20 protein-coding genes and 1 pseudogene are annotated in these 26,002 nt (G+C 51.8%); 11 read left to right on the forward strand and 10 right to left on the reverse strand.

The genetic code is table 11. The features are described 5' to 3' along the window. Window positions 1-650: 650 nt before the first annotated feature. Together ABD880_RS16435 and ABD880_RS16440 are read right to left on the reverse strand one after the other, a co-directional pair. Window positions 651-2,234 carry a glycerol-3-phosphate dehydrogenase/oxidase gene (locus ABD880_RS16435; RefSeq protein ID WP_345168517.1) on the reverse strand — a complete coding sequence of 528 codons (1,584 nt, stop codon included), beginning with the start codon at window positions 2,232-2,234 and terminating at the stop codon, window positions 651-653. Between the two features lie 80 nt (window positions 2,235-2,314). After that, on the reverse strand, window positions 2,315-3,250 hold the full coding sequence (locus ABD880_RS16440) for a hydrogen peroxide-inducible genes activator (protein WP_345168518.1): 936 nt from the start codon (window positions 3,248-3,250) through the stop codon (window positions 2,315-2,317). Between the two features lie 312 nt (window positions 3,251-3,562). On the opposite strand from ABD880_RS16440, the gene ABD880_RS16445 reads away from it, so the two are divergent. Next, complete coding sequence (locus ABD880_RS16445) at window positions 3,563-4,039, forward strand: Dps family protein (RefSeq protein ID WP_345168521.1); 477 nt, start codon at window positions 3,563-3,565, stop codon at window positions 4,037-4,039. A gap of 366 nt (window positions 4,040-4,405) precedes the next feature. Here the strand turns inward: ABD880_RS16445 and rny are convergent, their stop codons facing one another. From rny to radC, 6 genes are all read right to left on the reverse strand, one after another. Continuing rightward, a complete protein-coding gene (rny, locus tag ABD880_RS16450) occupies window positions 4,406-6,004 on the reverse strand; it encodes a ribonuclease Y (RefSeq protein ID WP_345168523.1) in 1,599 nt (532 codons plus the stop codon). Window positions 6,005-6,073: 69 nt separating this feature from the next. Beyond that, window positions 6,074-6,364: a cell division protein ZapA gene (locus tag ABD880_RS16455; protein ID WP_066505874.1), complete on the reverse strand. Its 291-nt coding sequence runs from the start codon at window positions 6,362-6,364 to the stop codon at window positions 6,074-6,076. 163 nt (window positions 6,365-6,527) lie between these two features. Continuing rightward, window positions 6,528-6,824 carry a hypothetical protein gene (locus ABD880_RS16460; RefSeq protein ID WP_066505871.1) on the reverse strand — a complete coding sequence of 99 codons (297 nt, stop codon included), beginning with the start codon at window positions 6,822-6,824 and terminating at the stop codon, window positions 6,528-6,530. Between the two features lies 1 nt (window position 6,825). Next, a complete protein-coding gene (gene pheT / locus ABD880_RS16465) occupies window positions 6,826-9,240 on the reverse strand; it encodes a phenylalanine--tRNA ligase subunit beta (RefSeq protein WP_345168529.1) in 2,415 nt (804 codons plus the stop codon). Window positions 9,241-10,091: 851 nt separating this feature from the next. Further along, window positions 10,092-10,694 carry a DUF1684 domain-containing protein gene (locus tag ABD880_RS16470; protein ID WP_345168531.1) on the reverse strand — a complete coding sequence of 201 codons (603 nt, stop codon included), beginning with the start codon at window positions 10,692-10,694 and terminating at the stop codon, window positions 10,092-10,094. Window positions 10,695-11,048: 354 nt separating this feature from the next. After that, a complete protein-coding gene (radC, locus tag ABD880_RS16475) occupies window positions 11,049-11,753 on the reverse strand; it encodes a RadC family protein (protein WP_345168533.1) in 705 nt (234 codons plus the stop codon). Between the two features lie 150 nt (window positions 11,754-11,903). On the opposite strand from radC, the gene ABD880_RS16480 reads away from it, so the two are divergent. The 6 genes and pseudogenes from ABD880_RS16480 to ABD880_RS16505 all read left to right on the forward strand — a co-directional run bounded on the left by ABD880_RS16480 (window position 11,904) and on the right by ABD880_RS16505 (window position 17,910). Then, window positions 11,904-13,133, forward strand: a complete 1,230-nt coding sequence (locus ABD880_RS16480) for a metallophosphoesterase (protein ID WP_345168536.1) — start codon at window positions 11,904-11,906, stop codon at window positions 13,131-13,133. 232 nt (window positions 13,134-13,365) lie between these two features. After that, window positions 13,366-14,148 carry a hypothetical protein gene (locus tag ABD880_RS16485; RefSeq protein WP_345168539.1) on the forward strand — a complete coding sequence of 261 codons (783 nt, stop codon included), beginning with the start codon at window positions 13,366-13,368 and terminating at the stop codon, window positions 14,146-14,148. Window positions 14,149-14,235: 87 nt separating this feature from the next. Then, window positions 14,236-14,940 (forward strand): carboxypeptidase-like regulatory domain-containing protein, encoded by a 705-nt coding sequence (locus ABD880_RS16490; RefSeq protein ID WP_345168543.1) that lies wholly within the window; start codon window positions 14,236-14,238, stop codon window positions 14,938-14,940. Between the two features lie 79 nt (window positions 14,941-15,019). Then, window positions 15,020-15,997: pseudogene (locus ABD880_RS16495) on the forward strand (PLP-dependent cysteine synthase family protein); the annotation flags it as partial. Window positions 15,998-16,177: 180 nt separating this feature from the next. Further along, on the forward strand, window positions 16,178-17,485 hold the full coding sequence (locus tag ABD880_RS16500) for a sensor histidine kinase (RefSeq protein ID WP_345168545.1): 1,308 nt from the start codon (window positions 16,178-16,180) through the stop codon (window positions 17,483-17,485). Continuing rightward, window positions 17,482-17,910, forward strand: a complete 429-nt coding sequence (locus tag ABD880_RS16505; protein ID WP_345168547.1) for a response regulator — start codon at window positions 17,482-17,484, stop codon at window positions 17,908-17,910. Before ABD880_RS16500 ends, ABD880_RS16505 begins: the two co-directional genes overlap by 4 nt. Before the next feature lie 68 nt (window positions 17,911-17,978). Here ABD880_RS16505 and ABD880_RS16510 read toward each other — a convergent pair whose 3' ends face one another. Both ABD880_RS16510 and ade read right to left on the reverse strand, forming a co-directional pair. After that, a complete protein-coding gene (locus ABD880_RS16510; RefSeq protein ID WP_345168549.1) occupies window positions 17,979-18,815 on the reverse strand; it encodes a sulfite exporter TauE/SafE family protein in 837 nt (278 codons plus the stop codon). Window positions 18,816-18,904: 89 nt separating this feature from the next. After that, window positions 18,905-20,551, reverse strand: coding sequence for an adenine deaminase (ade, locus tag ABD880_RS16515; protein ID WP_345168550.1), 1,647 nt, complete (start codon window positions 20,549-20,551; stop codon window positions 18,905-18,907). 304 nt (window positions 20,552-20,855) lie between these two features. Here ade and cmk point away from each other — a divergent pair, with 304 nt between their 5' ends. From cmk to ABD880_RS16535, 4 genes are all read left to right on the forward strand, one after another. Further along, entirely contained in the window at window positions 20,856-21,554 is a 699-nt protein-coding gene (gene cmk / locus ABD880_RS16520) for a (d)CMP kinase (RefSeq protein WP_345168554.1), read from the forward strand. A 210-nt stretch (window positions 21,555-21,764) separates the two neighbouring features. Further along, entirely contained in the window at window positions 21,765-22,658 is an 894-nt protein-coding gene (locus ABD880_RS16525) for a 4-hydroxy-3-methylbut-2-enyl diphosphate reductase (RefSeq protein WP_345168555.1), read from the forward strand. A 79-nt stretch (window positions 22,659-22,737) separates the two neighbouring features. Beyond that, window positions 22,738-23,280, forward strand: coding sequence for a DUF502 domain-containing protein (locus ABD880_RS16530; protein ID WP_345168558.1), 543 nt, complete (start codon window positions 22,738-22,740; stop codon window positions 23,278-23,280). Between the two features lie 108 nt (window positions 23,281-23,388). Beyond that, window positions 23,389-25,968 (forward strand): family 20 glycosylhydrolase, encoded by a 2,580-nt coding sequence (locus ABD880_RS16535; RefSeq protein ID WP_345168559.1) that lies wholly within the window; start codon window positions 23,389-23,391, stop codon window positions 25,966-25,968. The last annotated feature ends 34 nt before the right edge of the window (window positions 25,969-26,002 follow it).

The raw sequence follows: 26,002 nt of genomic DNA on the forward strand, positions 1-26,002 counted from the left end.
GAATTAAGGTAAAAACGAAAATAGGTAATTGTAGGAGTTTCGTCTACTCAAAGGCGTTTTGTTAAGGCTCTATTTACTACTTTGGATGTGTCGCTCTTCTCCTTCCTCTCTTTGTCATCCTGAAAGGATCTTGTGGGCGAACTAGAGAGGTCCATCCATGAAAAGACTTCCAGCAAATTCGCCGCCGTTGTTGGTGTTATCACCAACAACTAAAACGGCCTTTCAATCTGCACTTGTTTGATAAAGGTTTTTCTAGCCGCAATAATCCTAGTCATTATTTTTGTGCACGTAGTTGGCTATCCCTGCGTAAGACCGCCCTTACCGGTGCGCACCACCTTCCTTGTTCCATAGCCTCCGGTAAGCGCTCAAGGCCGCGAGGCCTCGTCTTGGCCCTTCGCACTGCTGTTGTACTCTGGGCCTTTGGTCCCGCCTTTCAGGCGACGAAACAACAGAGGCGCTCAGGACCAAGACTGGTTTCGGTTCCAGTCCTGTGTAGGCTGGATGGTTGATTCTGGTGGTTGCAGGTAATAATGGTTCCTGTCGCTGCAGAGACACGCGTGCTGCGCACGGTTTTCTTTATCTGCTGGCACGGGACTGTTCCAAGTCTGTGGCTTGGAACAGTTTTAGGGATGAAGAATGATTGTGGATGACTACAAAATATACTGGCTTGCCAATTGCTTGAACTGCTGAATTTGATTTTCTTCCCAAGCCGCATCTTTGTGTAAGGCAACCGCCATTAATTGAGCCACTTTAGGAGCCATCTTTAGTGCTATTCGGGCATCCAGAAACAGCACCCGAAGCCTTCTGGCCAAGACATCCTCCACGGTTCTCGCCATTTCATATTGCGCGGCCCAAACTACTTCAGCGGCGATGTGAGGGAATCTAGGATGAAGTGGTTGGCCTAAGTCTGAGAATTGCTTCACCAACGCTAAGATTCCTGCTTTGTCGGTGCCGTAAATGGCCAGCGGGTCTGCCGGGTATTTCTCCAAACTATAGCCGTGGATTTTCAATTGAGCGGTATGGCAGGTAGCAGGAGGGAGGAAGCCCTGGGTAATGGCCAGGTCAAGGGCGTCCTCGGCCATTTGTCGGTAAGTAGTCCATTTGCCGCCTGTCACCGTGATGAGGCCAGAGGGTGCTACTAAAATGCTGTGGCTTCTAGAGATTTCTTTGGTCTTGTGCGTATGAATGGTGGGCGCCGCGAGGGGCCGCTGTCCGGCAAAAACACTTAGCACATCTGCCCGGGTGGGCTTGCGCACCAGGTAGTGGCTGGCCGTCTCTAAGATGAAGTCAATCTCCTGTTCCTGCGCCTTAGGTTCCAGGCTAGTCTCATTCACCAGCGTGTCTGTAGTGCCCACCAACAGATACCCATGCCACGGCACCATAAAGAGCACGCGTCCGTCAGAGGTCTTCGGGATCATCAGCGCATTCTCGCCTTTCAGGAAGGATTGGTCCAGCACCACATGCACGCCTTGGCTAGGACGTACCAACGGCGCCTGGGCCGGTGCGTCCATGTGCAGAATACTGTTCACAAAAACGCCCGTGGCATTAATCACCGCTTTGGCGAAGATGGAATATTCTTGGCCAGATTCCATGTCTTTGGTTTGAACTCCAACAACTTTATCCTGAGTGTCTTTGAGCAAGTTCACCACTGGCATGTAATTCAGCAAGAGGCCGCCTTGCTCGGCGCAGGTCTGGGCCAGGTTGATGGCCAGGCGCGTGTCATCGAACTGACCGTCAAAGTATTGCACGCCGCCGGTCAGGCCTTCGGTTTTAATGTTGGGGAGCTGTTGAGCGGTTTCTTGGGAAGAAAGAAAAGCGGTGTTGCGCAGGCGAAGTCTGCCGGCCATCAGATCATAGAGCGTCAGGCCCAGGCCATAGACCAGCTTGTCCCACCACCTGTAGGTAGGAATGATGAAGGACTGGAGTTGGACCAGATGAGGAGCGTTCTCCAGCAACCTGCCTCTTTCCCGCAAGGCCTCCAGGACCAGTTTTATGTGGCCCAAGGCCAGGTAGCGTACGCCGCCGTGCACTAGTTTGGTGCTTCTACTGGAGGTGCCTTTGGCGAAGTCTGCCTGCTCCAGCAACACCGTTTTGTACCCCCGGGAGGCTGCGTCTACGGCAATGCCTAAGCCGGTGGCCCCGCCGCCAATCACCACCACGTCCCAAACAGGTTGCGCCTGCAACTTCTGCAGGAAATGCTCTCGGTTAAAGGCGAATGGCTGGCTTTCTTTCACAGGCGCAGTAGAAGTAGGAGAAGAAGCGATTATTGAAATCCGTTTTTGGCTTGTTTTCTGGAAATCGGGCCGAAAACGGCTTATTTGATTTTAACCACGCGCACCGGGTTCCTGGTCTTGAGGTCTGCGGGGATGTGCGCCAAAATGGTTTCCCGCAGGGCTTCAATCATTCGTTTCTTCAGGAAGCTCTTATGCACCACCAAACTCACCTCACGTAAGGGGGCGGGGTCAGAGAAGGGACGCACTAGAAGTTTTTTGTCCTCAGGCAGGTCCATTACCGACAGTTCTGGCAACAAGGTCATGCCGCTTTGGGTTTCTACTATCCGCTTGAGGGTTTCCAGGGAGCCGCTCTCATAGTCCAGATGCACGTTGCGGGGTGCTTTGGTCCGGTTGCAAATTTGCAGCACCTGGCTCCGGAAGCAGTGGCCCTCGTTCATGAGCCACAAGTCCTCGTTGTCAATGGCGCCAGGCGTGATTTCCTTTTCAGCAAAGAGCGGGTGTTTGGGGTGCAGGTAGCCCACAAAGGCCTCATAGAACAGCGGAATCTCCACAATGGTCTTCTCCTGCAGGGGCGTCACCAACAGGCCCACGTCCAGCATCTCCAGCCGTAGCTTCTCAATAATGGTGTCTGTGACCATCTCATGGACTATCACGTGCACCTTGGGATATTTCTGAATGAAATCGGTGATGAACAGCGGAATGAGGTAAGGGGCCAGCGTGGGAATGACGCCAATGCGCAGTTCGCCGGTGATGCCAGTGCGCTGGGCCTGCACAATCTCCTGTATCTTCTTGAACTCAGACACCGTGACGCGGGCCTGCTCAATGACATCCTTGCCCAGCTCGGTGGGCCGAACGGGCACGCGGCTGCGATCAAACAATTGTACGCCCAGCTCGTCCTCCAACTTCTGCAACTGCATGCTCAAGGTGGGCTGGGTTACAAAACATTTCTCGGCGGCGGTGGCGAAGTGACGGTACGTGTCCACGGCCAGCAGGTACTCCAATTGGGTAAGGGTCATGCAATAAGGGGATGGGCTAGCGGTTACAAAGGCAAGGCGGCGTCAGGGATTGACAAGAGAAAGCGGGCGCAGTAATCACTGTGAGCGAGTCCCCTGTAGCGGGCGCCTGTGATATAAGTACCAGGGCGCGACGGTCCAAAGCATTTCCGTTTTTGGGCTGGTTTCCAGAAAAGAGGCCAAAAACGATTTCCTCTGCGAATATAATAGTTTTTCTCTATAACGAAAGTTATATAATCAATTTGTGCAATGACATCATAAGCCTGCTTTTTCCCGTATGCACCAACACAAACCTAATTAGAACATACATTGACTATGGAATCACATAATGAATTAGGCTTAGCCCGCCGAGACACCAAAGACTTAGCCGTTAAACTGAACGAACTGCTGGCCAACTACCACGTCTACTACCAGAACCTGCGCGCCTTCCACTGGAACATCCGGGGCGGAAACTTCTTTGCCCTGCACGCCAAGTTTGAAGAACTGTACACCGCCGCCTTTGAGACCATTGACGAGATTGCCGAGCGCATCCTGACCCTGCGTCATACACCCATGCACAGCTTCTCTGACTACCTGGCTACCTCCAGAGTGCAGGAGCGCAAAGGCCTCACCACCGATGTAGACACCGTGGAGGCTACCGTAGAGAACATCGGGCAGATTATCCATTTGGAGCGCGAAGTCCTGGCCATGGCCTCTGAACTGGAGGACGAAGGCACGCAAGGCTTAATCAGTGATGACTTGAACGCCCTGGAGAAAACCCTCTGGATGCTGAACGCCTTCCAGGCACGATAAGAGAATGATACTTGTAGGAGCTTCGCGCACTACGAGGTCATAGCACCTAGCAAACCTGTGAGGTTTTGAAAACCTCACAGGTTTTTTGTTTTTGGCCTGTTTTGGTGAAAAGAGGGCAAAAATGAGACAGTTTGTTCATCATTTTAGCTGCGGCTATTCAACGCAGATTCTCCTCTTGAGGGGAGAATCTGCGTTTAGTTAGGGATAATGCCGTTTTTATAGTAGTTTAAATAGACTTCCACTATTGGCACTTGGCCCCAAAACAAAACGCCTGTTGCTACAGTAGCAACAGGCGTTTTTCGCTTTTTTTCCAGAAACTAGGCCCAAAACGAAATGTCTAAGGTCTAGCGTCTAGTATCTAACATCTTACTTCGCGTATGACACAGAGCGCATCTCCCGGATGACCGTGATTTTAATCTGGCCTGGGTACTGCATCTCTTTCTCAATCTTCTGGGAGATGTCAAAGGAAAGCTCCTGGGCGCGCTCATCGGTTACGTTTTCAGCGTCTACCATTACGCGCAGCTCGCGGCCGGCCTGGATGGCATAGCACTGGTTCACACCTTCAAAAGAGTGCGCAGTTTCTTCCAGTTCTTTCAGACGCTTGATGTAGGATTCCATGATCTCGCGGCGGGCACCCGGGCGTGAGCCAGAGATGGCATCACAAGCCTGTATGATAGGCGAAATCATAGCCGTCATCTCAATCTCGTCGTGGTGAGCACCGATGGCGTTGCAAACGTCTGGATGTTCCTTGTATTTCTGGGCCAGTTGCATACCAATGATAGCGTGCGGCAATTCTGGCTCCTCGGGCGTTACCTTCCCGATGTCATGCAACAGACCGGCGCGCTTGGCCAGCTTCACGTTCAAGCCTAGTTCGGCGGCCATGGTGGCGCAAAGGTTGGCTACCTCTCTAGAGTGTTGCAACAGGTTCTGACCATAAGATGACCGGAAACGCATACGGCCTACCATTCTAATCAGTTCTGGGTGCAGACCATGGATGCCCAAGTCAATAGCGGTGCGCTCCCCAATCTCCACAATCTCCTCTTCAATGCCTTTCTTGGTCTTGGCTACTACCTCTTCAATACGGGCCGGGTGAATACGTCCGTCGGCTACCAGGCGGTGTAGGGCCAGGCGGGCAATCTCACGGCGTACCGGGTCAAAGCCAGAGATGATGATGGCTTCTGGGGTGTCGTCTACAATAATCTCAACACCAGTGGCGGCTTCTAAGGCTCTAATGTTACGTCCTTCACGACCGATAATCTTCCCTTTGATGTCATCAGACTCAATGTTGAAGATAGAGACGCAGTTCTCAATGGCGTGCTCGGCGGCGGTGCGCTGGATGGTCTCAATCACCACCTTCTTGGCTTCTTTGGTAGCGGTAAGTTTGGCTTCGGCTACAATGTCTTTGATGTAGGAAGAAGCGCGGGTAGAGGCTTCAGACTTGAGGCTTTCTACTAGTTGCTCGCGAGCTTCCTCGGCAGACAAGTTAGCAATGCGCTCCAGTTTGCTCAGAATCTCGTGGTGGTCTTTGTCTACCTTGTTTTGCTTCTCGCGGTACTGGGCCTCTAATTCCTCTTTGCGCTGGTCAATGCCTTCTAGTTGCTTGTTCAGCTTTTCGCGGACGGCGTCAGTTTCCTGCTCTTTTTTCTTGAGGTCTTCCAGTTGCTTGGTCACCAGCACTTCGCGCTGCTTTACCTTGGCCTCGTTCTGGATGATGATGTTTTTCTTGTGGTTGGCTTGTTCTTCGTGCTCGGCTTTCAGCTTTAAGAAATGCTCCTTGGCTTCCAGCATCTTCTCCTTTTTCTGGCTTTCGGCGCGGGCCTCTGCGTCCCGGATGATTTGCTGGGCGCGTTGCTTGGCCTGGGTCTCCTGGTCCTGGAACAGCTTGACCAGCAGCACGCGGCCAATGAAGAAGCCGATGCCCAGACAGACAACGGCCGTGATTAGAATATAAACGATGGTAGACATGTGGCTATAGCTTTTATGGTTAAAAGTATAGCATTAGACATTGGCCCTAGGCCTCACAGAGAAAGCGCTCTACCCGAGCTTGAGGGAGGAAAGCAAATCATTCAAAGACGACAGCTGCTGTTCCAGACCCATCTGGTCTTGCTGTGCGGCGTCTTCGGTTTTAATCTTATCTGCGGCGGTCTCCAGGGCTATCATGGCCAGCAAATCTTGCTTGTCATGGATGCCAAACTGGTCCCTGAACATCTTAATGCGCTCATTCAGGTATTTGCCCGCCAAACGCAGTCGTTCTTCTTCTTCCTCGCTTACCCGCATCGGATATTCGCGGTCTGCTATCTTTATCTTTATAGATAACTCACTCATTTCCTGATGCTTTCTAAATTGCCTGCGCGTTTTGTTATGTCTAAAAGAGAAATCATGTTCTGTAAAAGGTCCTAATCTCTCTGGTACTCTATAATCTAAAGGGAACGTGCACGGGGCACGAAGTCTAAAATGGACATCAACAAACCGCGTCCAGACACTTGGGTTATTCTCTTAGATACGCGATGCACTTGTCAATCTCTCGCAGGTACTCGTTTATCTTCAGCTTCAGCTCTGTGGAACTGGCAGTGTCTACTGCTATGGTTTGTACAATTTTACTAATATTATCTTGATTCTGAAAATTTTTTATCTCAGTCTCTTTTTCCTGTATCACTTGCTGCAGACGCGCAATTTCTTGGTGGGCGGCCTGTAGTCTGTCCTGCCCGGCCTGGTATTGCTCCACCAACGCATGGACTTTGGCCTCAATGTTCTGGATTTGATGAAGATAGCTGCTCGCTTTCATATTACTTCCGGATGACGGCGCCCAATTGGTGTTCAAACTGCTGCATTAATCGGCCCATGGTGGAGTCAATGACTTTGTCTATGAGCGTCTGCTGTTTGTCCTGCAACGTGAAGCTCACCGCAATGGCCTTCTTACCGCTCTCAATCTTGTCGCCCTCATACACGTCAAAGGCGTTCACGTCCTGCAACAGCTTGCGCTCTGTGCGCTGGGCCACTTGCTTAATCTGCTCAAAGGTAACGGCTTTATCCACAACCAAAGATAAATCTCGGCGCACCTCCGGGAACTTGGACAGCTCCTCAAACACCAGCTTGTCTTTGTAGTTGCGCAGCAAGTAGTCCCAGTTGAGCTCGGCGTACCAAACCTGCTCTTTCACGTCGGCCTGCTTGCACACGCTTTCTTTCACCAGACCCACGTGCGCCAGGGTGATGTCGCCTTTGTGGTAGGTCACCCCGCCGGCCAGATACGGGTGCTCGGTGGGCTTGGTGGTGAAATTGTTCTGGCGGCAAAGCGTGAGGGTCTGTTGTACCTGCGTGGCCAAATCATGGAACGAGGCTTTGGCACTGGCCTGTTGCCAGCTTTCTGCGGCCTTATTGCCGGTCATGAACAGCACCAAATAGTTATTCTCCTTGTACTTCTCACCGTCTTTGCGGTAGACCTTGCCCAGTTCAAACACTTTGAGGTCGCGCTGGCGGCGGTTGATGTTATGGCGCAGCACTTCCAGGCCAGAATACACCAGCGTCAGGCGCATGGCATCCAAATCCTCTGAATTGTAGTTGAGGATGGGCACCAGTTCTGCCGGCACGTTGCCTTCTGCGTCTTTGTAGTAGTTGGAGTTTGTCAAGGAGTTGGTGAACATCTCCAGGTAGCCGTTGGCGGCCAACGCGTCGGCCACGCGGCTGGTGATAATCTCCGGGTCCGGGTTAGGGAACTTGGCCAGGAAGTCGGCGGCCAGGTTCTCACTCAGGATGATGTTGTTGTAGCCATAGATTCTGAGGATTTCCTCTACCACATCGGCCTCGCGGGTCACGTCTACCTTATAGGCCGGAATGGACAAGGCCAACTGTTCCTCGTTCTCGCTGGTGATTTCAATGCCCAGGTTGGTCAAAATAGCTTTGATGTGCGCCGGCTCGATGTACTGGCCAATGAGTTGCTGCACGCGGCTGTAGCGCAAGGTAATTTGCTGCGGCTGGATAGGCTGCGGGTACACGTCCACAATCTCTGAAGAGATAACCCCGCCGGCAATCTCCTGGATTAACAAGGCCGCTCTTTTCAAAGCCAGAATCACCATGTCTGGGTCAGTGCCGCGCTCAAACCTGAATGACGAGTCGGTCTTGATGCCGTGCACCTGCGAAGTTTTCCGGATGCCCGCTGGCGCGAAATAAGCACTCTCCAGGAAGATATTCTGTGTCTGCTCAGTCACACCCGCCTGCAATCCTCCGAATACCCCGGCCAACACCATTGGTTCTTCAGCGTTGCTGATGGTCAGGTCCTCGGCGCGCAAAGTGCGTTCTACGCTGTCCAGCGTGGTGAATTTGGCGCCTTCAGAAGCGTTCTTCACGATGATTTTTCCGCCTTTGATTTTGGCGGCGTCAAACGCGTGCAAGGGCTGACCCAACTCATGCAATACATAGTTGGTGGCGTCCACCACGTTGTTGATGGGCGACAGGCCGATGGCGCGCAGTCTGCGTTGCAACCAGGCCGGAGAGTCCTGCACGGTCACGCCTGAGATAGTGACGCCCGCATAGCGTGGGCAGGCTTCTGTATTTTCTACTTCCACCGTGATAGGCAGAGACGTATTGGCTACTGTGAAACCGCTCACTTCTGGCAGTTGGTAGGGTGCATTTAGTAAGGCTTGTAAGTCGCGGGCCACGCCCAGATGCGAGGCGGCATCGGCACGGTTGGGCGTCAGGCCAATCTCAAAGACCTCATCCGAAGCCAAGCCGAAGTACTGGGCGGCCGGCGTACCGTTTGGTAAATCTGTGTCCAAGACCATAATGCCGGCGTGTGAAGAACCTACGCCAATCTCGTCCTCGGCGCAAATCATGCCTTCAGACACGGCTCCGCGTATTTTTGATTTCTTGATTTGGAACGGCTCGCCGCCCGCTGGGTATAAGGTGGCGCCCACGGTGGCAATGACCACTTTCTGACCGGCCGCCACGTTGGGCGCCCCGCAGACAATGTGCTTGGGCTCGCCGTCGCCTACGTCTACCGTGGTTACGCTCAGCTTGTCGGCGTCTGGGTGTTTGGCGCAGGTGAGCACTTCTCCAATCACAATTCCTTGTAAACCGCCGGGCACTACCTCAAAGGTCTCAATGCCTTCTACCTCCAGACCAGCGTCTGTCAGGAATTGGCCAATCTCTTGGGCGGGTTTGTCTGTGGGGAAAAGTTGCTTCAGCCAGTCAAATGATATGCGCATGGTGTTGTTTGTCTCTCAAGGTGTTAGGGGTGCGGTGAATTGCACCTGTGGCCGTTTTTGGGCTACAATTTTCAAAATTACCAAAAACTGGGGAAGATGGGATGGATTTTTTATTGGTCAGGAGTTTAGAGTTGTGGGTCCAGCGCCCTGCCTCTCGTGTCTATTGCCTCTGCCAACCGCAGATTCTCCTCTTGAGGATTGCCCAAACGAGAGTTTGAGGCAGCGAGCGTAGCTCAGTAGAGGGGTGTTTTCACTGACAACTAAGAATTCCATCTAAGCCTCTGCCTTCCAACATCTACTTAGTAAACCTTTTCTTTCTTACTTTCTGCCCGCGTTTGTCACTTTTCTCCTTGATGAGAAAAGTAACCAAAAGAATCAAGAAGAAAAGAAACTCGCTGACGCTCAGACAGCTTTTCTTCGAGTTGTGTACCAGGCCGGCGTGATTCGTTTCATTGTAGGCTTAGGCCAATGCCAATGGATAGGCCACTGCTTTCTCCCTCTGTCAAAGAGACTTAAACTGACCAGTCTCTTTTCACTCGGTCAAGGGCCGGCGGACTGCTGGTTGGGAAGTTGCAATGCCTTCATCGCCCTTCGGGCGGTAATTTCTGAGGCTGATGTAGAGACAACGGCACCGCCTTGTCTCCCGCGCATTGCCTTCTTCTGCTGACCTCATGGTCTTTCGTAGCTTCAATGACCTCGTAGCGTGCAAAGCTCCTACGAGTGTCTCTGCCAACAACCGTTTTTGGCCTAATTCCCAGAAAGTAGCCCAAAAACGAAACAGCCGCGCCCTAAAAAGAAAGCGGCTGTTCTAAAATATCTGACACTCGCGACTCAAGACTCAGAACTCGCGACTATTTAAAGTTCTTCTCGCCGGCGGGGATTTTGACTTTCAGGCGGTTTTCTGCGGGGGGCATGGGACAGACGAACTCAGGGTTGTAGGCGCAGAAAGGGTTGTAGGCGCGGTTGAAGTCCAGGACGATGTTGCTTCCGGTGGGGATGGCGTCCAGGTAGCGGCCGCCGCCGTAGGTGTCAAAACCGTTGGTCTGGTCGGTGAAGGGGATGAAAAGCGAGTCTGAGGTGGCGCCGGCTTTTTGGTACAACGTAAGCGTGTGCTCCTGGCCGTCCAGTTCAAAGGTGGCCTTGCCTTTCACGTGGTAAGGCTCTTTGGTGCCGCCGGTCATGGCCATGGCAATAGGTTCAGGACGTTCCTCGGGGGTAAAGTCAGCCGTGATTTCATAGTCGCGGTCGGGGGCATAGTAGTCCAGCTTGTTGAACTTGCGGCGCAACGAGTCTGAGAGGGGAGAGGCGCTCAGGCTCCGGAACGTGAGGTCCTTGTTCTCTCTGAATTTTTTGACGGACTGGATATAGCTTTCGTCGTTGAAGAACAGGTCACTGACCAGGTAGCCTACAATGGCTAGAACGCCCACCAGAATAATGTATTTAAAACCTTTCATGTACGGTGCAATTGAATACAGCCGCAAAGGTAGAACCAGACGCACGTAACACGGCATGATTGGTCGCACTTTTTAGAAAAGCTTCGTTTTTGGCCTGTTTTCTGGGAAATAAGCCAAAAACAGCATGTTGAGATTTTAGATAATGCTATTTGTTTCCACCGGTAAGGGGGTCTTAAGACTCCCTTCATCCTTTGTCACGAGACTGAAGTCTCACGCCAGAAACTAATTGAGAAGAACAGTCTTTCGTTTTTAGCCTGTTTTCTAGGAAATAAGCCAAAAACGAAAAGCAGCACCCCGTTTAAAGGCCGCCGCTTTCAGAATCTAACAATCAACAATTAACAACCAACAATCAATTTAAAGCATATCCTCATCCGCGAAGCTGTAGTAACTGCTATCCGTGAAGATGAGGTGGTCCAGGATGGGTAGGTCCAAAACTTTTCCGGCCTCCTGTAGTTTTTTGGTGAGGGAGATGTCGGCGGCGCTGGGTTTGAGTTGGCCAGATGGATGGTTGTGCACCAGAATCATGGCGCTGGCCAGGTTTTCCAGGGCGTGCTTGAAGATGATTTTAGGGTCGGCCACGGTGCCGGCCACGCCGCCGCTGCTTATTTGAATTTTCTTCATGATGGCGTTGGCGCGGTTGAGCAGGATAATCCAGAACTCCTCGTGCGGCAAATCCAACAGGTGCGGGCGCATGTAGTTGTAAATGTCCGTGGAGCAGGTGATTTTGGTGAGTTGGGTGGCTGTGGCTTCCTTGCGTCTCCGGCCCAGTTCCAGGGCGCTCACAATGGTGATGGCCTTGGCTTCGCCGATGCCTTTGTGCTTTTTGAGCTCGTTGACGGTGAGCTTGGCCAGGGCGTTTAAGTCATGGTCCACTGCTTTCAGAATAAGTTTGGCTACGTCTACGGCGCTAAGGCTGGGCGTGCCCGACCCAATTAAAATGCCAATCAGTTCTGCGTCTGAAAGCGCGGCGCGTCCTTTTAAAAGCAGTTTTTCGCGCGGCCGGTCTTCTTCGGCCCAGGATTTAATGGTGAGTGGGGCAGGCGCGTAGACGGTAGACATAAGGATTCTGGTTATTTTTGCAGATAAATCAGGCTAAAATTGTCCTGTTAAGCGTTGAGCGGTAGAAATAGTTCACCGTCCGTATTCTTTTCGCGTACCAGAACGCGGGTAGCCTTATAAGCAGGCTATCTAGTTCATTTAAAATTACCTATGACCCGATTAATCATAACCCTCATCCTGATTCTACTCCTAGACGTGTACGTCTTCCAGGCAGTAAGAACGGTGATGATGGGTTCTTCGCCGCTTTTTAAGAAAAGCGCCTATTTCATTTACTGGGCCTTGAGTCTGTTCACGCTGGGAACCATCTTGCTGGCCATGTTCACCCGCGGCACCGCACCAAATCCCATGCGCATGCAGGTGGCCAACATCCTATTCATCTTCTTCGTGTCAAAGGCGGTCATTGTGCTGTTTCTGCTGGTAGATGACCTGGTGCGACTGGTGCAGCTTATCTCCAACACCGTGAGAGGGCCAGAGAAACTGCAGTTTAACTTGGGCAGACATAAGTTTCTGAGCCAGATGGCGCTGGTGATGGGTGCCATTCCGCTGGGTACGCTGGTGTGGGGCATGGTCAAGGGCGCGTATGACTACCAGGTCAAGAAGGTGACGCTCAAGTTTCCTAACCTGCCGCCGGCGTTTGAAGGGTTTAGAATGTTGCAGATCACAGACATGCACACGGGTAGTTTTCACTCGGGTGAGCCCTTGCAGAAGGCAGTACAAATCATTAATCAGCAGGCCTGTGACGTGGTGGTGTTTACCGGTGACCTGGTCAACAACGTGGCCGCCGAGGTGGAGCCTTACATTGATACGCTGGCGCAGATAAAAGCTAAAATGGGAGTCTTCTCCATCATGGGTAACCATGACTACGGTGACTACATGCAGTGGGAGACGCCTGCCCAGAAAGCGCAGAACCTGGCAGACTTTAAGAACGCCCACAAGCGCATGGGCTGGGACCTGCTCTTGAACGAGCATAGGGTCCTGGAGCGCGACGGCCAGAAGATTGCCCTGCTGGGCGTGGAGAACTGGGGCCACCGCATGAACTTCCCTAAGTACGGCATCATGTCCAAGGCCTATGAGGGCACCCAGGAGTATCCGGTCAAGGTGCTGTTGTCGCATGACCCCTCGCATTGGGATGGCGAGGTGAATCAAAAATACCAGGACATAGACCTCATGCTGTCTGGCCACACCCACGGCATGCAGTTTGGCGTGAACATGCCCGGCTTTAAATGGAGCCCGGTGCAGTACGTCTATAAACAATGGTCTGGTTTGTACCAGAAGGGTAAGCAGCGCCTGTACGTGAACGTGGGCCTGGGCTTTCTGGGCTACCATGGGCGCGTAGGATTTCTACCAGAGATTACCGTCTTTGAATTTAAGCGAGGTTAATATATAGGCAAAGTTCAATAAATCATTTTTAGCCTGTTTTTGAGGAATTAGGCTAAAAACGATTTTTATACGCGGTATTGACCAGTCTCTAGATGGCTTGGTGCGTCTATTGGGAAGAGGGTTTGTGTTGGGAGAGTGCAATTGCAAGTTAACCTATTGGATTGGCGTTTCGTATGGAGGGTGTGGGGTTTGCGTTGGGCAAGTCTCTCATCATCAACTTAATGCTACTACCATGAAAAAACTGATGTTACTATGCATGGCGGCGGGGGCTTTGACCTTTACTGCCTGCCGTGAGGATTCTGGTACGTCTACTGAGACCAACACCAACGATAGCGATACCCCAGATGCCGCCTCTGGCTCTACCAGAGAGGATTCTACCAACACCACTGCCGCCAACTATAACTATGACGCCGAGTACCGCGAGCGCGCCACCCGCCTGGCCCGTCAGGTGACCGCAGATCTGCGGCTAGACCCGGCCACCCAGGAGCGCGTGCAAACCGTCTACTACAACCGCGCACGCCAGGTAGATGAGCTGGAGCGTACCTATACCAGTAGAAACGCCAGCGCCGGTCTGGCCTATGACACCACCATTGGGGACGATCCTCTGGTAAACGGTGAGATGCCTGTAGAAGGCTACCCCTCTGACCACCCCAAGGCTTACTACACAGAACTGGAGACCATCAACAGCAACGTGGACATGGAGTTGAAAGGCTTCCTGACCCCAGAGCAGTTCAAAGCGTACCAGACCAACCGGCAGAAGTATTACGCTGAGGACATCAAATATGAAACCTCTACCGGTGACAAGATGAAACTGGACGGTGACGAGGCCAAAGTAAAGGCAGGAGATACCAAAATGAAGCGCGAAGGCGATGAGGCCAAAATGAAAGTAGGCGACGCCAAGTTGAAACATGACGGCGATGAGACCAAGATCAAGGCCGGCGACACCAAAATTAAGAAAGACGGCAATGAAACCAAAGTCAAGACAGATGATGGTAAAATAAAGATAGAGGAGTAACCGTTCTGTTACTACCTTTGAAAGGCTTGCCCCTAAAGGGCAGGCCTTTTTCTATGTAGGGTGCCGCCTTTGTACCTTTTCTGCCGCATGAACCAGTATTTACGTCTTCTCTTTCTCTTCTGCTTTTGTCTGTTGGCGGCTAGCGCTTCTCTGGCGCAAACCCAGGACCATTACGTCTGGGTAAGCGGCCAAGTCTTAAAGCAAGTAGACAAGACGCCCATTGCCGGCGTGTCTGTCTTTACCAAAAGGAGCGGGCTGGGAGCCTCTACAGACGGAGAAGGGCGGTTTAGGGTACAGATTTCCTCAACAGACACCTTGGTGTTCAGGGCGCTGGGCTATCGTCAGAAATTGTACGTGCCGGCTTTAAGGAGCGTCACTGAACTACGCGTGAACATTCTCTTGCAAGAGGAAAGCGTGCAATTGAAAGAAGTGCAGGTGGGACCCGTGGCCACGCCAGAGAAGGTGGACCGCGTGCTCCGGAACATGAAGCCCCGCGCCGCCGCGCCCAAGCCCCGCATGAACGCCATGGTGCCGCGCGTCATCATTCCGCCCAAGCCCTTGAGTTCAGAGCCGCCATCACCGTTAATGCTCTTGTCCAGCCCCTTGAATTATTTCTATGAGCAGTTCTCCAAAGACGGCAAACAGCGCCGCCGCGTAGCCTTGTTGATGGAACAGCAAGAGATGCTAAAGGCCATTGAGCGCGAAAACCTCAAGAAAGACTCCATCCGGCAGGCGCGCCTGCGCTACAACCGTTTCTTCAGGGACACCGTGAGCTTCTACCCGCGCTGGTAAGCACGTTGCTAGCAGACCCTTCAGATTTTTTTGGTTATCTTTGCGGCAGATTCCAGAATACTGGATAAAACGCAATTGTATGTATTTAAACAACATTATAGAGGCCATTGGCAACACGCCCCTGGTTAAGCTGAACAGCGTGACAGACGGCGTCAAAGCCACCATTCTGGCCAAGGTAGAATACTTTAACCCAGGCAACTCGGTAAAAGACCGCATGGCCCTGCGCATGATTGAGGACGCCGAGAAGGCGGGCATCCTGAAGCCGGGCGGTACCATCATTGAAGGCACCAGCGGTAACACGGGTATGGGCTTGGCGCTGGCCGCCATCGCCAAAGGCTACAAGTGCATCTTCACCATGTCTGACAAGCAGAGCAAGGAGAAAATGGACATCTTGAGAGCCGTAGGCGCCGAAGTATTGGTGTGCCCCACCAACGTGTCTCCAGACCATCCAGATTCTTACTACTCCGTAGCCAAGCGTTTGAACCAGGAGATTCCCAACTCATTCTACCCTAACCAGTACGACAACCTGTCCAACACCGCGGCGCACTATGAGACCAGCGGTCCAGAGATCTGGAAGCAGACCGAAGGCAAGATCACGCACTTTGCGGCGGGCGTGGGCACGGGCGGTACCATCTGCGGCATCTCTAAATACTTGAAAGAGCAGAACCCAGCCATCCAGGCCATTGGTCTAGACACGTACGGCTCTGTTTTCAAGAAATACAAGGAGACCGGCATCTTTGACGAAAACGAGATCTACGCCTATGCCACCGAGGGTATTGGCGAGGATATTCTGCCCAAGAACGTAGACTTCTCTCTTATTGACACCTTCATCAAGGTGACTGACAAGGACGCCGCCCTCATGACCAGAAGACTGGCCAAGGAAGAAGGTCTGTTTGTGGGTTGGTCATGTGGTTCTGCCGTATACGGTGCCATGGAGTACGCCAGAGAGCATCTGACTGAGAATGACACCATGGTGATTGTGTTGCCAGACCACGGCACGCGCTACCTGGCCAAAATCTACAATGATGACTGGATGAAGGCACAAGGCTACCTGGACTAAGACTTCTAGCACACAAGCCGTTTTTGGCCTGTTTTCCAGAAAAGACCTCAAAAACAGGCTGATGCGTTTTACACGTGTCAGCCTGTTTTTGTATGTTAGGGCTGAAATGTATGTTTCTAAGACGGTGGCATAACTTTCTTTTGACGCTAGCCGTTCATATCCTACATTGTATACCTGATGGATTCACTTCTTTTTCTGTCCTTGCCCACCTTGGCGCAGGTATGGCCCGCCGTCCCACCTCAATATGAGTGGCTCTTCCTTATTGGGGAAATCTTGTCTGGTACCGCGTATCTGGTGGTGGCAGGCGTCCTGTTTTACCTGGCCCTTAAACGCGACGACAAACAACGCAAAATGGTGTTGCTGCTCTTCGGGGTATTGGGGGCATTAGGGGCTGGGGTGCATTTTCTAAATCTGTGGGCAGGAGAGGAATGGTTCTCAACGGTACAGGTCATCCGGTTTGTGATTGGGATCTTCTCTATGGTGACGGCCGTATTTTTATACAGGGCCATTCCCAGTCTTTTGGCTATTCCCAGCCCAGAAAGGTTAGAGAGGGCCAACCTAGAACTGCGGGAGCAGATCCTGGAACGGGAGCGCGCCGAGGATGCCTTGCGCAAAACCCATCAGGAGCTGGAGAAGAGCGTACAGCAGCGCACCGCCCAGCTCATTACGGCCAACCGCGACATGGAGCGCGAGATGGAAAGCCGTAAAAACGCTGAGAAGCAGCTCATTGCCAAGAACTATGAACTGGTGCGCACCAACGCAGATCTAGATGATTTTGTGTATTACGCCTCCAGAGACATCAAGGGACCGGTGCTTAACGTATCTGGCCTCATTGCCGCCATCAAAGAGGAGCTTCCGCCTAACAATGAGGTCTTGGCCAACCTGTTCTCCCGGCTAGATAATTCGGTGGAGCAGATCAACCGCAAGCTCAACAACCTGTCAGAGGTGAGCAGAATCCAGCGCCCTGCAGAACAGACCCAGCAGAGCAAGGTGTCTTTGCAAGAGGTGTTTGATAACGTGATGAAGGATCTAGCCGAGCGGCTGGTTGGGTTTGAACATACCATAGAAGCAGATTTCTCTCAAGCCCCAGAGGTGCTTATCACCAAAGAGAACCTGTACAGCCTGCTCTACCACCTGCTCACCAACTCTATCAAGTACAGAGACCCGTCCAGGCCCCTGCATATTTTAGTCTCCTCAGACCAACAAGAGCGCTATACGCGTTTACTAGTCAAAGACAACGGGCTGGGCATGGAGACCACGCAGTATGAGGGCAAGATCTTCTCCCTGTTCCGGCGGTTCCATGACCACGTAGAGGGCAGTGGCATTGGGTTGTACATCATCAAGCGCATCATGGACAATCACCGGGGCAAGGTAGAAGTGAAAAGTACCGTGGGCGAAGGCACCACCTTCTATCTTTCCTTTGTGAACATAGCACCAACCACAACATCATCATCATCATCAGATAACACCGCAGCACGCGTATGAAAAAGTTACAGGGCATTCTGCTTATAGACGACGACGATACTAACAATTTCCTGAACAACCGGTTAATTTCCCGAATGGACATCACTGACCAGATACGGGAGTTCAGAAACGGCAAGCAAGCCTTTGACTACCTGTACGCCATCAGTCAGGGAATTGTAGACGCCAACTCACCTGAGTACGTGAAGCCGTCACTTATCCTGCTGGACATCAACATGCCCGTGATGGACGGGTTTGAGTTTCTGCAGATGTTTGACAAGCTGGACCCTGCCTTTACCAAAGACATAGTGCTGGCCATCCTGACCACCTCAGAGCACAAGCAGGACACCGAGCGCGCCGCCGCCAGCAACATAGCCTACCTCACCAAACCGTTGACTACTGAGAAGATGGAAGGGGTGTTGCAGGCGTACTTTCCGGCAGCGCAGTAATAGTAGAATTGAGAGAGTCCGTTTTTGGCCTGTTTTTCAGAAATCAGGCCAAAAACGGACTCTCTACTTTACCAGTCAAATTCGTACTTGAGGAAGATGTGCGTGATAACGCTGGCGCCCGCCAGTAACAGGCCAAGGCCAATCAGGCGCTCTGGATGATGTAGATGACTTTTCTGTTTTAGAATTTTGCCCAGCACCGCGCCAATGGCAAAGGCCAGCATCAAAGGCGCGCTCTTGACCCAGTCCACGTTGCCCAGCCAGTAATGCGAAGAGATGCCCGTCAGGCTGGTGATCACCAGCAGAAACAAGGAGGTGGAGATGGCAATTTGCGGAGGAATCTTGAAGACCTTGATCATGATGGGCGTCTGCAGAAAACCGCCGCCAATCCCAAACATGCCTGCCATGGTGCCGGTGCACAACCCAAAGAAGGACACCAGCGTCCCGTTCAGCCTATAGGCCTTGTGTTTAGGTCTGTTTTTCCTGATGAAGGAAGTGGGCAGGCGGTTGATGCGGTACAGCACACCCTGTTTTCTGGCTTTAGCCTGCACATGTGACACCAGCATGTAGACACCCGTCCCTGACACGAACAAGGCAAAGAGCGCCTGCATGTGCAACACCGGTATATACGCCACCAGAAACGCTCCCAAGACCGTGCCCAGCATGGCAAACGGCTGTATAAGCGAGGCCACCACGTAATCTATGTTTTTTTCGCGGTAGCTAAAGATGGAGGTAATCAAGGACGCCGGGAGCAAGGCGCACATGGCACTGCCAATGGCCACCTCAATGGGAAACTGGAAGAAGATGATGAGGATAGGTACCAGAAACACGCCGCCGCCAAACCCAATGAGGGTCCCGAACGCGCTGACCAAAACGCCAATTACAAAAAGTAAGATCTCTGTGACCAATCCTGTCTGGGTATAAACTAAAAAGGAGCTGATGTTGTACCAGCCCCCTTTTAGCTTACTGCCTGACAAAAGAATAGTTGCTCTAAAGTTTACTCCGCCTCCAGAACGTCTACAAACTCAAACTTCTGACCGTCAAAAAGCCCTTTGTCGCTCAGCTTCAAGGCCGGAATCACCAGCAGGGCCATAAAGCTCAAGGTCATGTACGGCGAGTTCAAGGTGCTACCCATCTCTTTAGCGATTCTGTCCAGTTTGGCGTACTGCTCGGCCACCCAATACCCGTCCTCAGCAGACATGATGCCGGCCACCGGCAAAGGAAGGATTTCCTCCATTTTCCCAGAAACAGCAGATATGCCGCCTTTGGCTTCAATAACCAAGTTCACCGCGCGGCACAGGCTCTCATCATCACAGCCCACGGCAATGATGTTGTGTGAGTCATGCCCCACGCTGGACGCAATGGCTCCATGTTTCAACCCGAAGTTCTTGATGAAGGCAATGGCGGGCTCTGCGTTCTCGTAGCGGTTCACCACGGTCATCTTAAGCACGTCATTGGCCACGTCAGAGACAATGTTGCCGTTCTCAATCTTGGCCTGGGCGGTGAGCAGGCCGGTAATCAACTGCCCGTCATATGGCTCTATGACTTTCACTTTGGTAGCCTGTTGCGCGGGTAGTTTAAACTGTTCCACCGTTTTTACCTCGGCATGAAAGTTATTGATGATGTCGCTGGGCGTGAAGTCAATCTTGGTCTTCCCGTTCTCGGCTACCAACTGCCCGTTGATGTAGGTCTGCTGAATGGTGAAATCCTGCAGGTTGTTGACGATGATAAAGTCTGCCGGGTCTTTCTCTTGAAGCAAGCCTACTTCCAGTTTGTAGTGCTGAACGGGGTTGACGCAGGCGGCCTGTAGCACATGGAACAGCTCATGTCCGTGGGCTAGTGCGCATTTAACCAGCTCGTTGATATGGCCTTCCACCAGATTGTCTGGGTGCTTGTCATCTGAGCAGAACATGATGCTGGCGGCGTGGTCTTTGAGCAGGGGAATGAGGGCTTCAAAGTTTTTGGCGGCGCTTCCTTCGCGGATTAAGATCTTCATGCCCACGGCCAGTTTGTCCAAGGCCTCCTCAGCGGTAAAGCACTCATGGTCGGTGGTCATGCCGGCGGCGGCGTAGGCAGCGGCTTGTTCGCCGCGCAGGCCGGGCGCGTGGCCGTCTACCTGCTTGTCAAACTTCTGGGCCAGCGTTATCTTCTGCATCACCAGGTCATCGCCATTCAGTACACCGGGCCAGTTCATCATCTCAGCCAGGTACTTTACCTCGGGGCGGAGGAACAATTCCTCAATGTCTTCGGGCGTTATCTCTGCGCCAGCGGTCTCAAACGGAGTGGCCGGCACGCAGGACGGTGCCCCGAAGAAAAACTTGAAGGGTACTTTCTTGCCGTTGTCCAGCATGTACTCTACTCCTTTGAGGCCCAGCACGTTGCCAATCTCATGCGGGTCTGATACGGTGGCCACGGTGCCGTGGGGAACGGCCAGGCGCGCGAACTCAGAGGGCACCAGCATGGAGCTCTCCACGTGCACGTGCGCGTCTATGAACCCGGGCAGGAGGAAGTGCGTTTCAGTGACGGACTCGCGGGTGATGGCTGTGATGGTGCCGTCCATGATTTCCAGGGTACCTTGGTAGATTTCCTGACGCAACACATCTACAATGTGCCCGCTTACCTTGAAAAAACGACGTGTGCTCATAGCCTTCAGTTTAGAGGAGTTTTAGGGAAAACAAGCCAGAAACGATCCCACATAAGAAATGTAAGGTTCGTGGTTCTGGCTTTAACGTGTATCTTTGCAGTCAAAGTTAATGGTTTTGAAAAAGATATTTTCGCTTGGTTTGATCTGGTGCCTGCTCCTGGGAGCGGTAAGCCCCGCCTGCACGCGCAAGACGTCCCTGAGCAAGAAAACGAAAAGCTACCAGCGCCATCAACGTTCGGGCAAGGCCATTCCCTGCCCCACAAAAGATTGTTAATTCCTTTTATATAGTAGACAAGGCACTGGTATGAAGAAGATTGTAGTTGCTCTGGACGGGCACTCTTCCTGCGGTAAAAGCACCACCGCTAAGCAGGTGGCGAAAGAACTGGGCTATGCCTACATTGACACCGGGGCCATGTACCGGGCGGTAACGCTTTATTTTCTGGAGCATTATATTGACCTCACCAACCCTAAAAAGATTCAGGAGGCGCTGGCCAACATTGAAGTTACCTTCCATAGAAACCCCAAAACCAACCGCAACGAGGTGTTCTTGAACGGCCTCAACGTGGAGGATGAAATCAGGACCATGTACGTGTCTAACATGGTGAGCGAGGTGAGCGTGATTCCGGCTGTGCGCCGCGCAATGGTTGCCGAACAACAAAAAATGGGCAAGCGCCGGGGCGTGGTCATGGACGGCCGCGACATTGGCACCGTGGTGTTCCCAGACGCAGAAGTAAAAGTCTTCATGACCGCCGATGTAGAGACCCGCGCCAAGCGCCGGCAGGAAGAACTGTTTGAGAAAGACCAACTAGTGCCCTTTGACGAGATAGTGGAGAACCTGAAGAAGCGTGACCACATAGACTCAACCCGTGAGGACAGCCCGTTGCGTCAGGCTGAGGACGCGCATCTGCTGGACACCTCGCACATCACCATTGATGAGCAGGTAGAGTTTGTCATGCGTCTGGTGGACTCTAAGCTGGCACACTTATCAGTGACTAATGAATAATGACTAGTGATTAATGAATAATAGTAAATAAGACAATTATTCATCATTGGTCATTACTCATTAATCATTAGTCCAGCCGGAATTTAATAGAGGCAAATTAGGTTAGTTAACTGAAAGAAAGGTACAGCATAAGTTGTGTATCTTCCGTTCTAATAAAGCAATGGTTTCTGGTTTTTAATCATGAATCATTGGTCATTAATCATTGTAAGGATGAACGTAACCATAGATCAGAATTCAGGCTATTGCTTTGGGGTGGAGTTTGCCATACAGATGGCAGAGGACGAACTAGAGGAAGTAACCGAACTCTATTGTTTAGGCGACATTGTGCACAACAGCATGGAGGTGCAGCGTTTGTACAACAAAGGCCTGCGCATCATTGACCGTGACCAGCTCAAGGAACTGCGGGACTGTAAAGTCTTGATTAGAGCGCACGGCGAGCCGCCTGAAACGTATCAAACCGCCCTGCAGAACAACCTGGAGCTGATTGACGCTTCTTGCCCGGTGGTGCTCAAGTTGCAGAACCGCGTCAAGCATGCCTATGACTCCAACAAGGCCATGAACGGCCAGATTGTACTCTACGGGCAGCAAGGCCACGCCGAGGTGATTGGCTTAGCCGGCCAGACCGGCAACGAGGCCATTGTCATCACCACTGAGGAGGATTTGGACCAGTTGGATTACAGCCGCCCGATTACCTTGTTCAGCCAGACCACCAAGAGCACCAAAGGCTTTTACCACATGAAAGAGCTGATTGAGCAACGGGTAGCCGCGGCGCAAGCCTCTGGGGTGCAGGTGGAATCTTTAGACGCCAATGACAGCATCTGCCGCCAAGTGTCTAACCGCGAGCCGCAGTTGGAGAAATTCGCCGCCTTACATGACGTGGTAATCTTTGTGAGTGGTAAAAAAAGCTCCAACGGCAAAGCTTTATATGCGGTTTGCCAGCGCGTAAACCCGCAAAGCTACTTTGTGGAGAACGCGCAGGAATTGGACATGGACTGGTTCAAAAACGCTGGTTCTGTAGGTATCTGCGGGGCCACGTCTACACCCATGTGGTTGATGCAAGCCGTGAAAGACGCCATACAGGCACAAGAACCGGTAGCAGTATAAGACTTTAAGAATATAGCAGAATATACCTATTTTTAAGCCCCGGCACCAGTCGGGGCTTTTTCTTTACCTTGCCTATAGCATGAAAAAATTACTCAAATACTTTCTCAACGGTTTCCTGATTGTAGCGCCCATTAGCCTCACCATCTACATTATTGTAGCCATTGTGAACTGGTTGGACAACCTCTTTTTGCTTTACTATCCAGGACTTGGACTGTTCATCATCATCTTTTTGGTGACCTTGGTGGGCTTCATCGGCTCGTCTTTCCTGGTCAAGCCTTTCTTTGTGCTCACAGAGCGTATCATGAACCGCCTGCCCTTGGTGAGCATGATCTATTCCTCCCTCAAAGACTTGTTTGACGCGTTTGTAGGCGAGAACCAGAAATTCAACCAGCCGGTTTTGGTCAAGATGACGCAGTTTCAAGACGTCATGAAGCTGGGCTTTATCACCCAGACCTCTATGGATGCCTTGCATTTACCCGACAAGGTGGCCGTGTATTTCCCGCACTCTTACAACTTCTCGGGTGAGTTGTTCCTGGTGCCGCGTGAAAGCGTGACGTTCTTAGAGATTCCAAGCAGCGAGGTGATGAAATTTGTAGTCTCTGGCGGCGTTTCTAAACTATAGAAGTAGTAGCAAGATTCTTGTGAGTAGTCCGTTTTTGGCCTGATTTCTGGGAATTAAGCCAAAAACGGATTTCTAGTTTACCTATTCTTCCCCTAAAAGATAGACGGCATGGCAAAGTATTGGATTGGTTTTTTGGGTTGTTTCTTTTCTGTCTGGACGGTGAGTTGCGGTCAGCCCAGTCCCCAAAAACAGCAGAAGGTAGAAACTACTTCTGCCCCGCAAGATAATGCCAAAGCCGACCTTCAGCTCATATTCCAGGTCTTAGAAGAAAAGTATCAAGGTAAAACACAGTCCCGATCCTCGCTGACTTTCAAAAACACCGGCAACGCTCCCTTGCTGGCCACCGGCTGGAAAATTTATTTCAACGGCTCGCCGTCTTACAAAGCCAAAGACACCAACGGGCCAATCAAAATAGAATCCATCAACGGGGACTTGTTGCATCTGGTGCCTACAGAGAATTTTAAAGCAATTGCAAGCGGTGATTCCATAACAGTAGAGGTAGTTTCTGCCGGACAGATCATCAATGACTCACGGGCTCCTTATGGCTTTTACCTGGTCTGGGATAAAGAACCAGCCAAAGGCTATACACTTACTACCCGTTATGTAAAGCCTACCAAAAATGCAGTAGGCTGGATAGAAGCGCAGGACATCTACCGCCAGAACCAAAATATCCAGAACATACCGGAAGATAAGCTGACCAAGGTGTTTCCCACGCCTGCGCAGTACACCAAAACCGGCAGCTCAATTACGCTTACCCCAGCTACCATGGTCACAACGGACCCTGCTTTTGCCAATGAAGGCAAGTTGCTGTCAGAATATTTGGAAACCATTTTAGGAAAGCCAAATGTAGCTCAAGTGCAAGAGTACGGAAAGAATTCTATTCAGCTGAACAAAAAGCCTGGCTTAGGCGCTGAAGGCTATGAGTTGCAGGTTCTGCCCATGGCTATTGTCATTAACGCCACTACACCCGCAGGTGCTTTCTATGGAATACAGTCTTTGAAAACGCTTATTCCACCGTCGGCTTATGCTCAAAAGCAGACTTCCATCACCGTTGACGGTGTACAGATAAAAGACGCTTCCAGATTTCCGCACCGGGCTTTTATGATGGATGTAGCCAGAAACTTCCAGCAGAAGGAGCAGGTGCTCAAGGTGCTGGATTTGATGGCGCTCTACAAACTCAACGTCCTGCACTTCCACTTGAATGATGACGAAGGCTGGCGCCTGGAGATTGCCGGCTTACCAGAACTTACCCAAGTAGGGGGTAGACGTGGACATACGCTGGACAATCTTCAGTTCTTGCAATCTGCCTACGCCTCTGGCCCAGACGTGAACAATTCTACCGGAAGCGGTCATTACACCAAGGAAGACTTCATTGAAATTCTCAAATACGCCAAGGCGCGTCACATAAAAGTCATTCCTGAGATTGAGACGCCCGGCCACGCGCGCGCGGCTATAAAGGCCATGGACGCCCGCTATTATCGCCTGCTCAATGAAGGCAAGAAAACGGAGGCCGAGCAGTACCTGCTGAGAGACCTGAATGACAAATCCGTCTACCGTTCCGTACAGTACTGGAACGACAACGTGATGGACGTGTCTATGCCGTCTACCTATCGGTTTTTGGAAAAAGTGACGGATGAAGTGCTAGCCATGTACAAAGAAGCCGGGGCGCCTATCCAGACCATCCACTTCGGGGGCGACGAGGTGCCCAAAGGCGTCTGGGAGAAATCCCCATCGGTGCAGGCGTTGATGAAGAAAGATGCGTCCATCAAAGAGATTGATGACTTGTGGTACTACTTCTTCAACAAGCTCAACGCCATGCTTAAAGCCCGCAAGATGTATCTATCGGGTTGGGAGGAAGTGGGCCTGCGCAAGGTTCGGGAAAACAGCAAGCTGAGCTATGTGGCCAACCCGGTACTGGCCAAGGAGAACGTACACGTAGACGTCTGGAACAACATAGGCACCAACAGTGACCTGGCCTACCGCATGGCCAACGCCGGCTACAAAGTGGTGCTTACCAACGTGACTAATCTGTACCTGGACCTGGCCTACCAAAAAGCCTACGAAGAGCCCGGGTTGTATTGGGGAGGCTTCGTGGACCTGGACAAGCCCTTCTATTTCATCCCGCTCAACTACATGAAGAACATGAAAGTGGATGAAAGCAATAACCCTATCAAGCCAGGAACCTTTGCCGGAAAAGAGCAACTCACCTCCAAAGGCAAAGCCAACATCGTAGGCTTACAGGCCCCGCTCTGGAGCGAAAGAATCCTCAGCCCCGAACGCCAGGAATACATGCTCCTTCCCAAACTTTTAGGCCTGGCAGAACGCGCCTGGGCCCCAGACCCAATGTGGGCCACCGAACCCAACACTGCCAAAAGCGAAGCCCTCTATACCGCCGCCTGGTCCCAGTTTGTGAACACCCTCGGTAAGCGCGAACTACCCCGTCTTAACTACTACCACAACGGCTTTCAATACCGCATCCCCACCGCCGGAGCCTTGGTAGAAAATGGAAAAGTCTTGGCTAATGTGCAGTTGCCGGGAATGGTGATTCGGTACACGGTAGATGGTTCAGAACCTACCGCTCAAAGCAAGGTATATTTAGGACCAATCACAGAGAAGGGAACAGTTAAGCTAAGAGTATTTGATGTGACTGGCAGAGGAAGCAGGGTGATAGCAGTGGATAATAGATAATTCGGTTAAAAGAAATTAGAATCTTTATTACAAT

Origin of the sequence: Nibribacter koreensis (genome assembly GCF_039541795.1) — a bacterium.
In the GTDB taxonomy this organism is placed as follows: Bacteria; Bacteroidota; Bacteroidia; order Cytophagales; family Hymenobacteraceae; genus Nibribacter; species Nibribacter koreensis.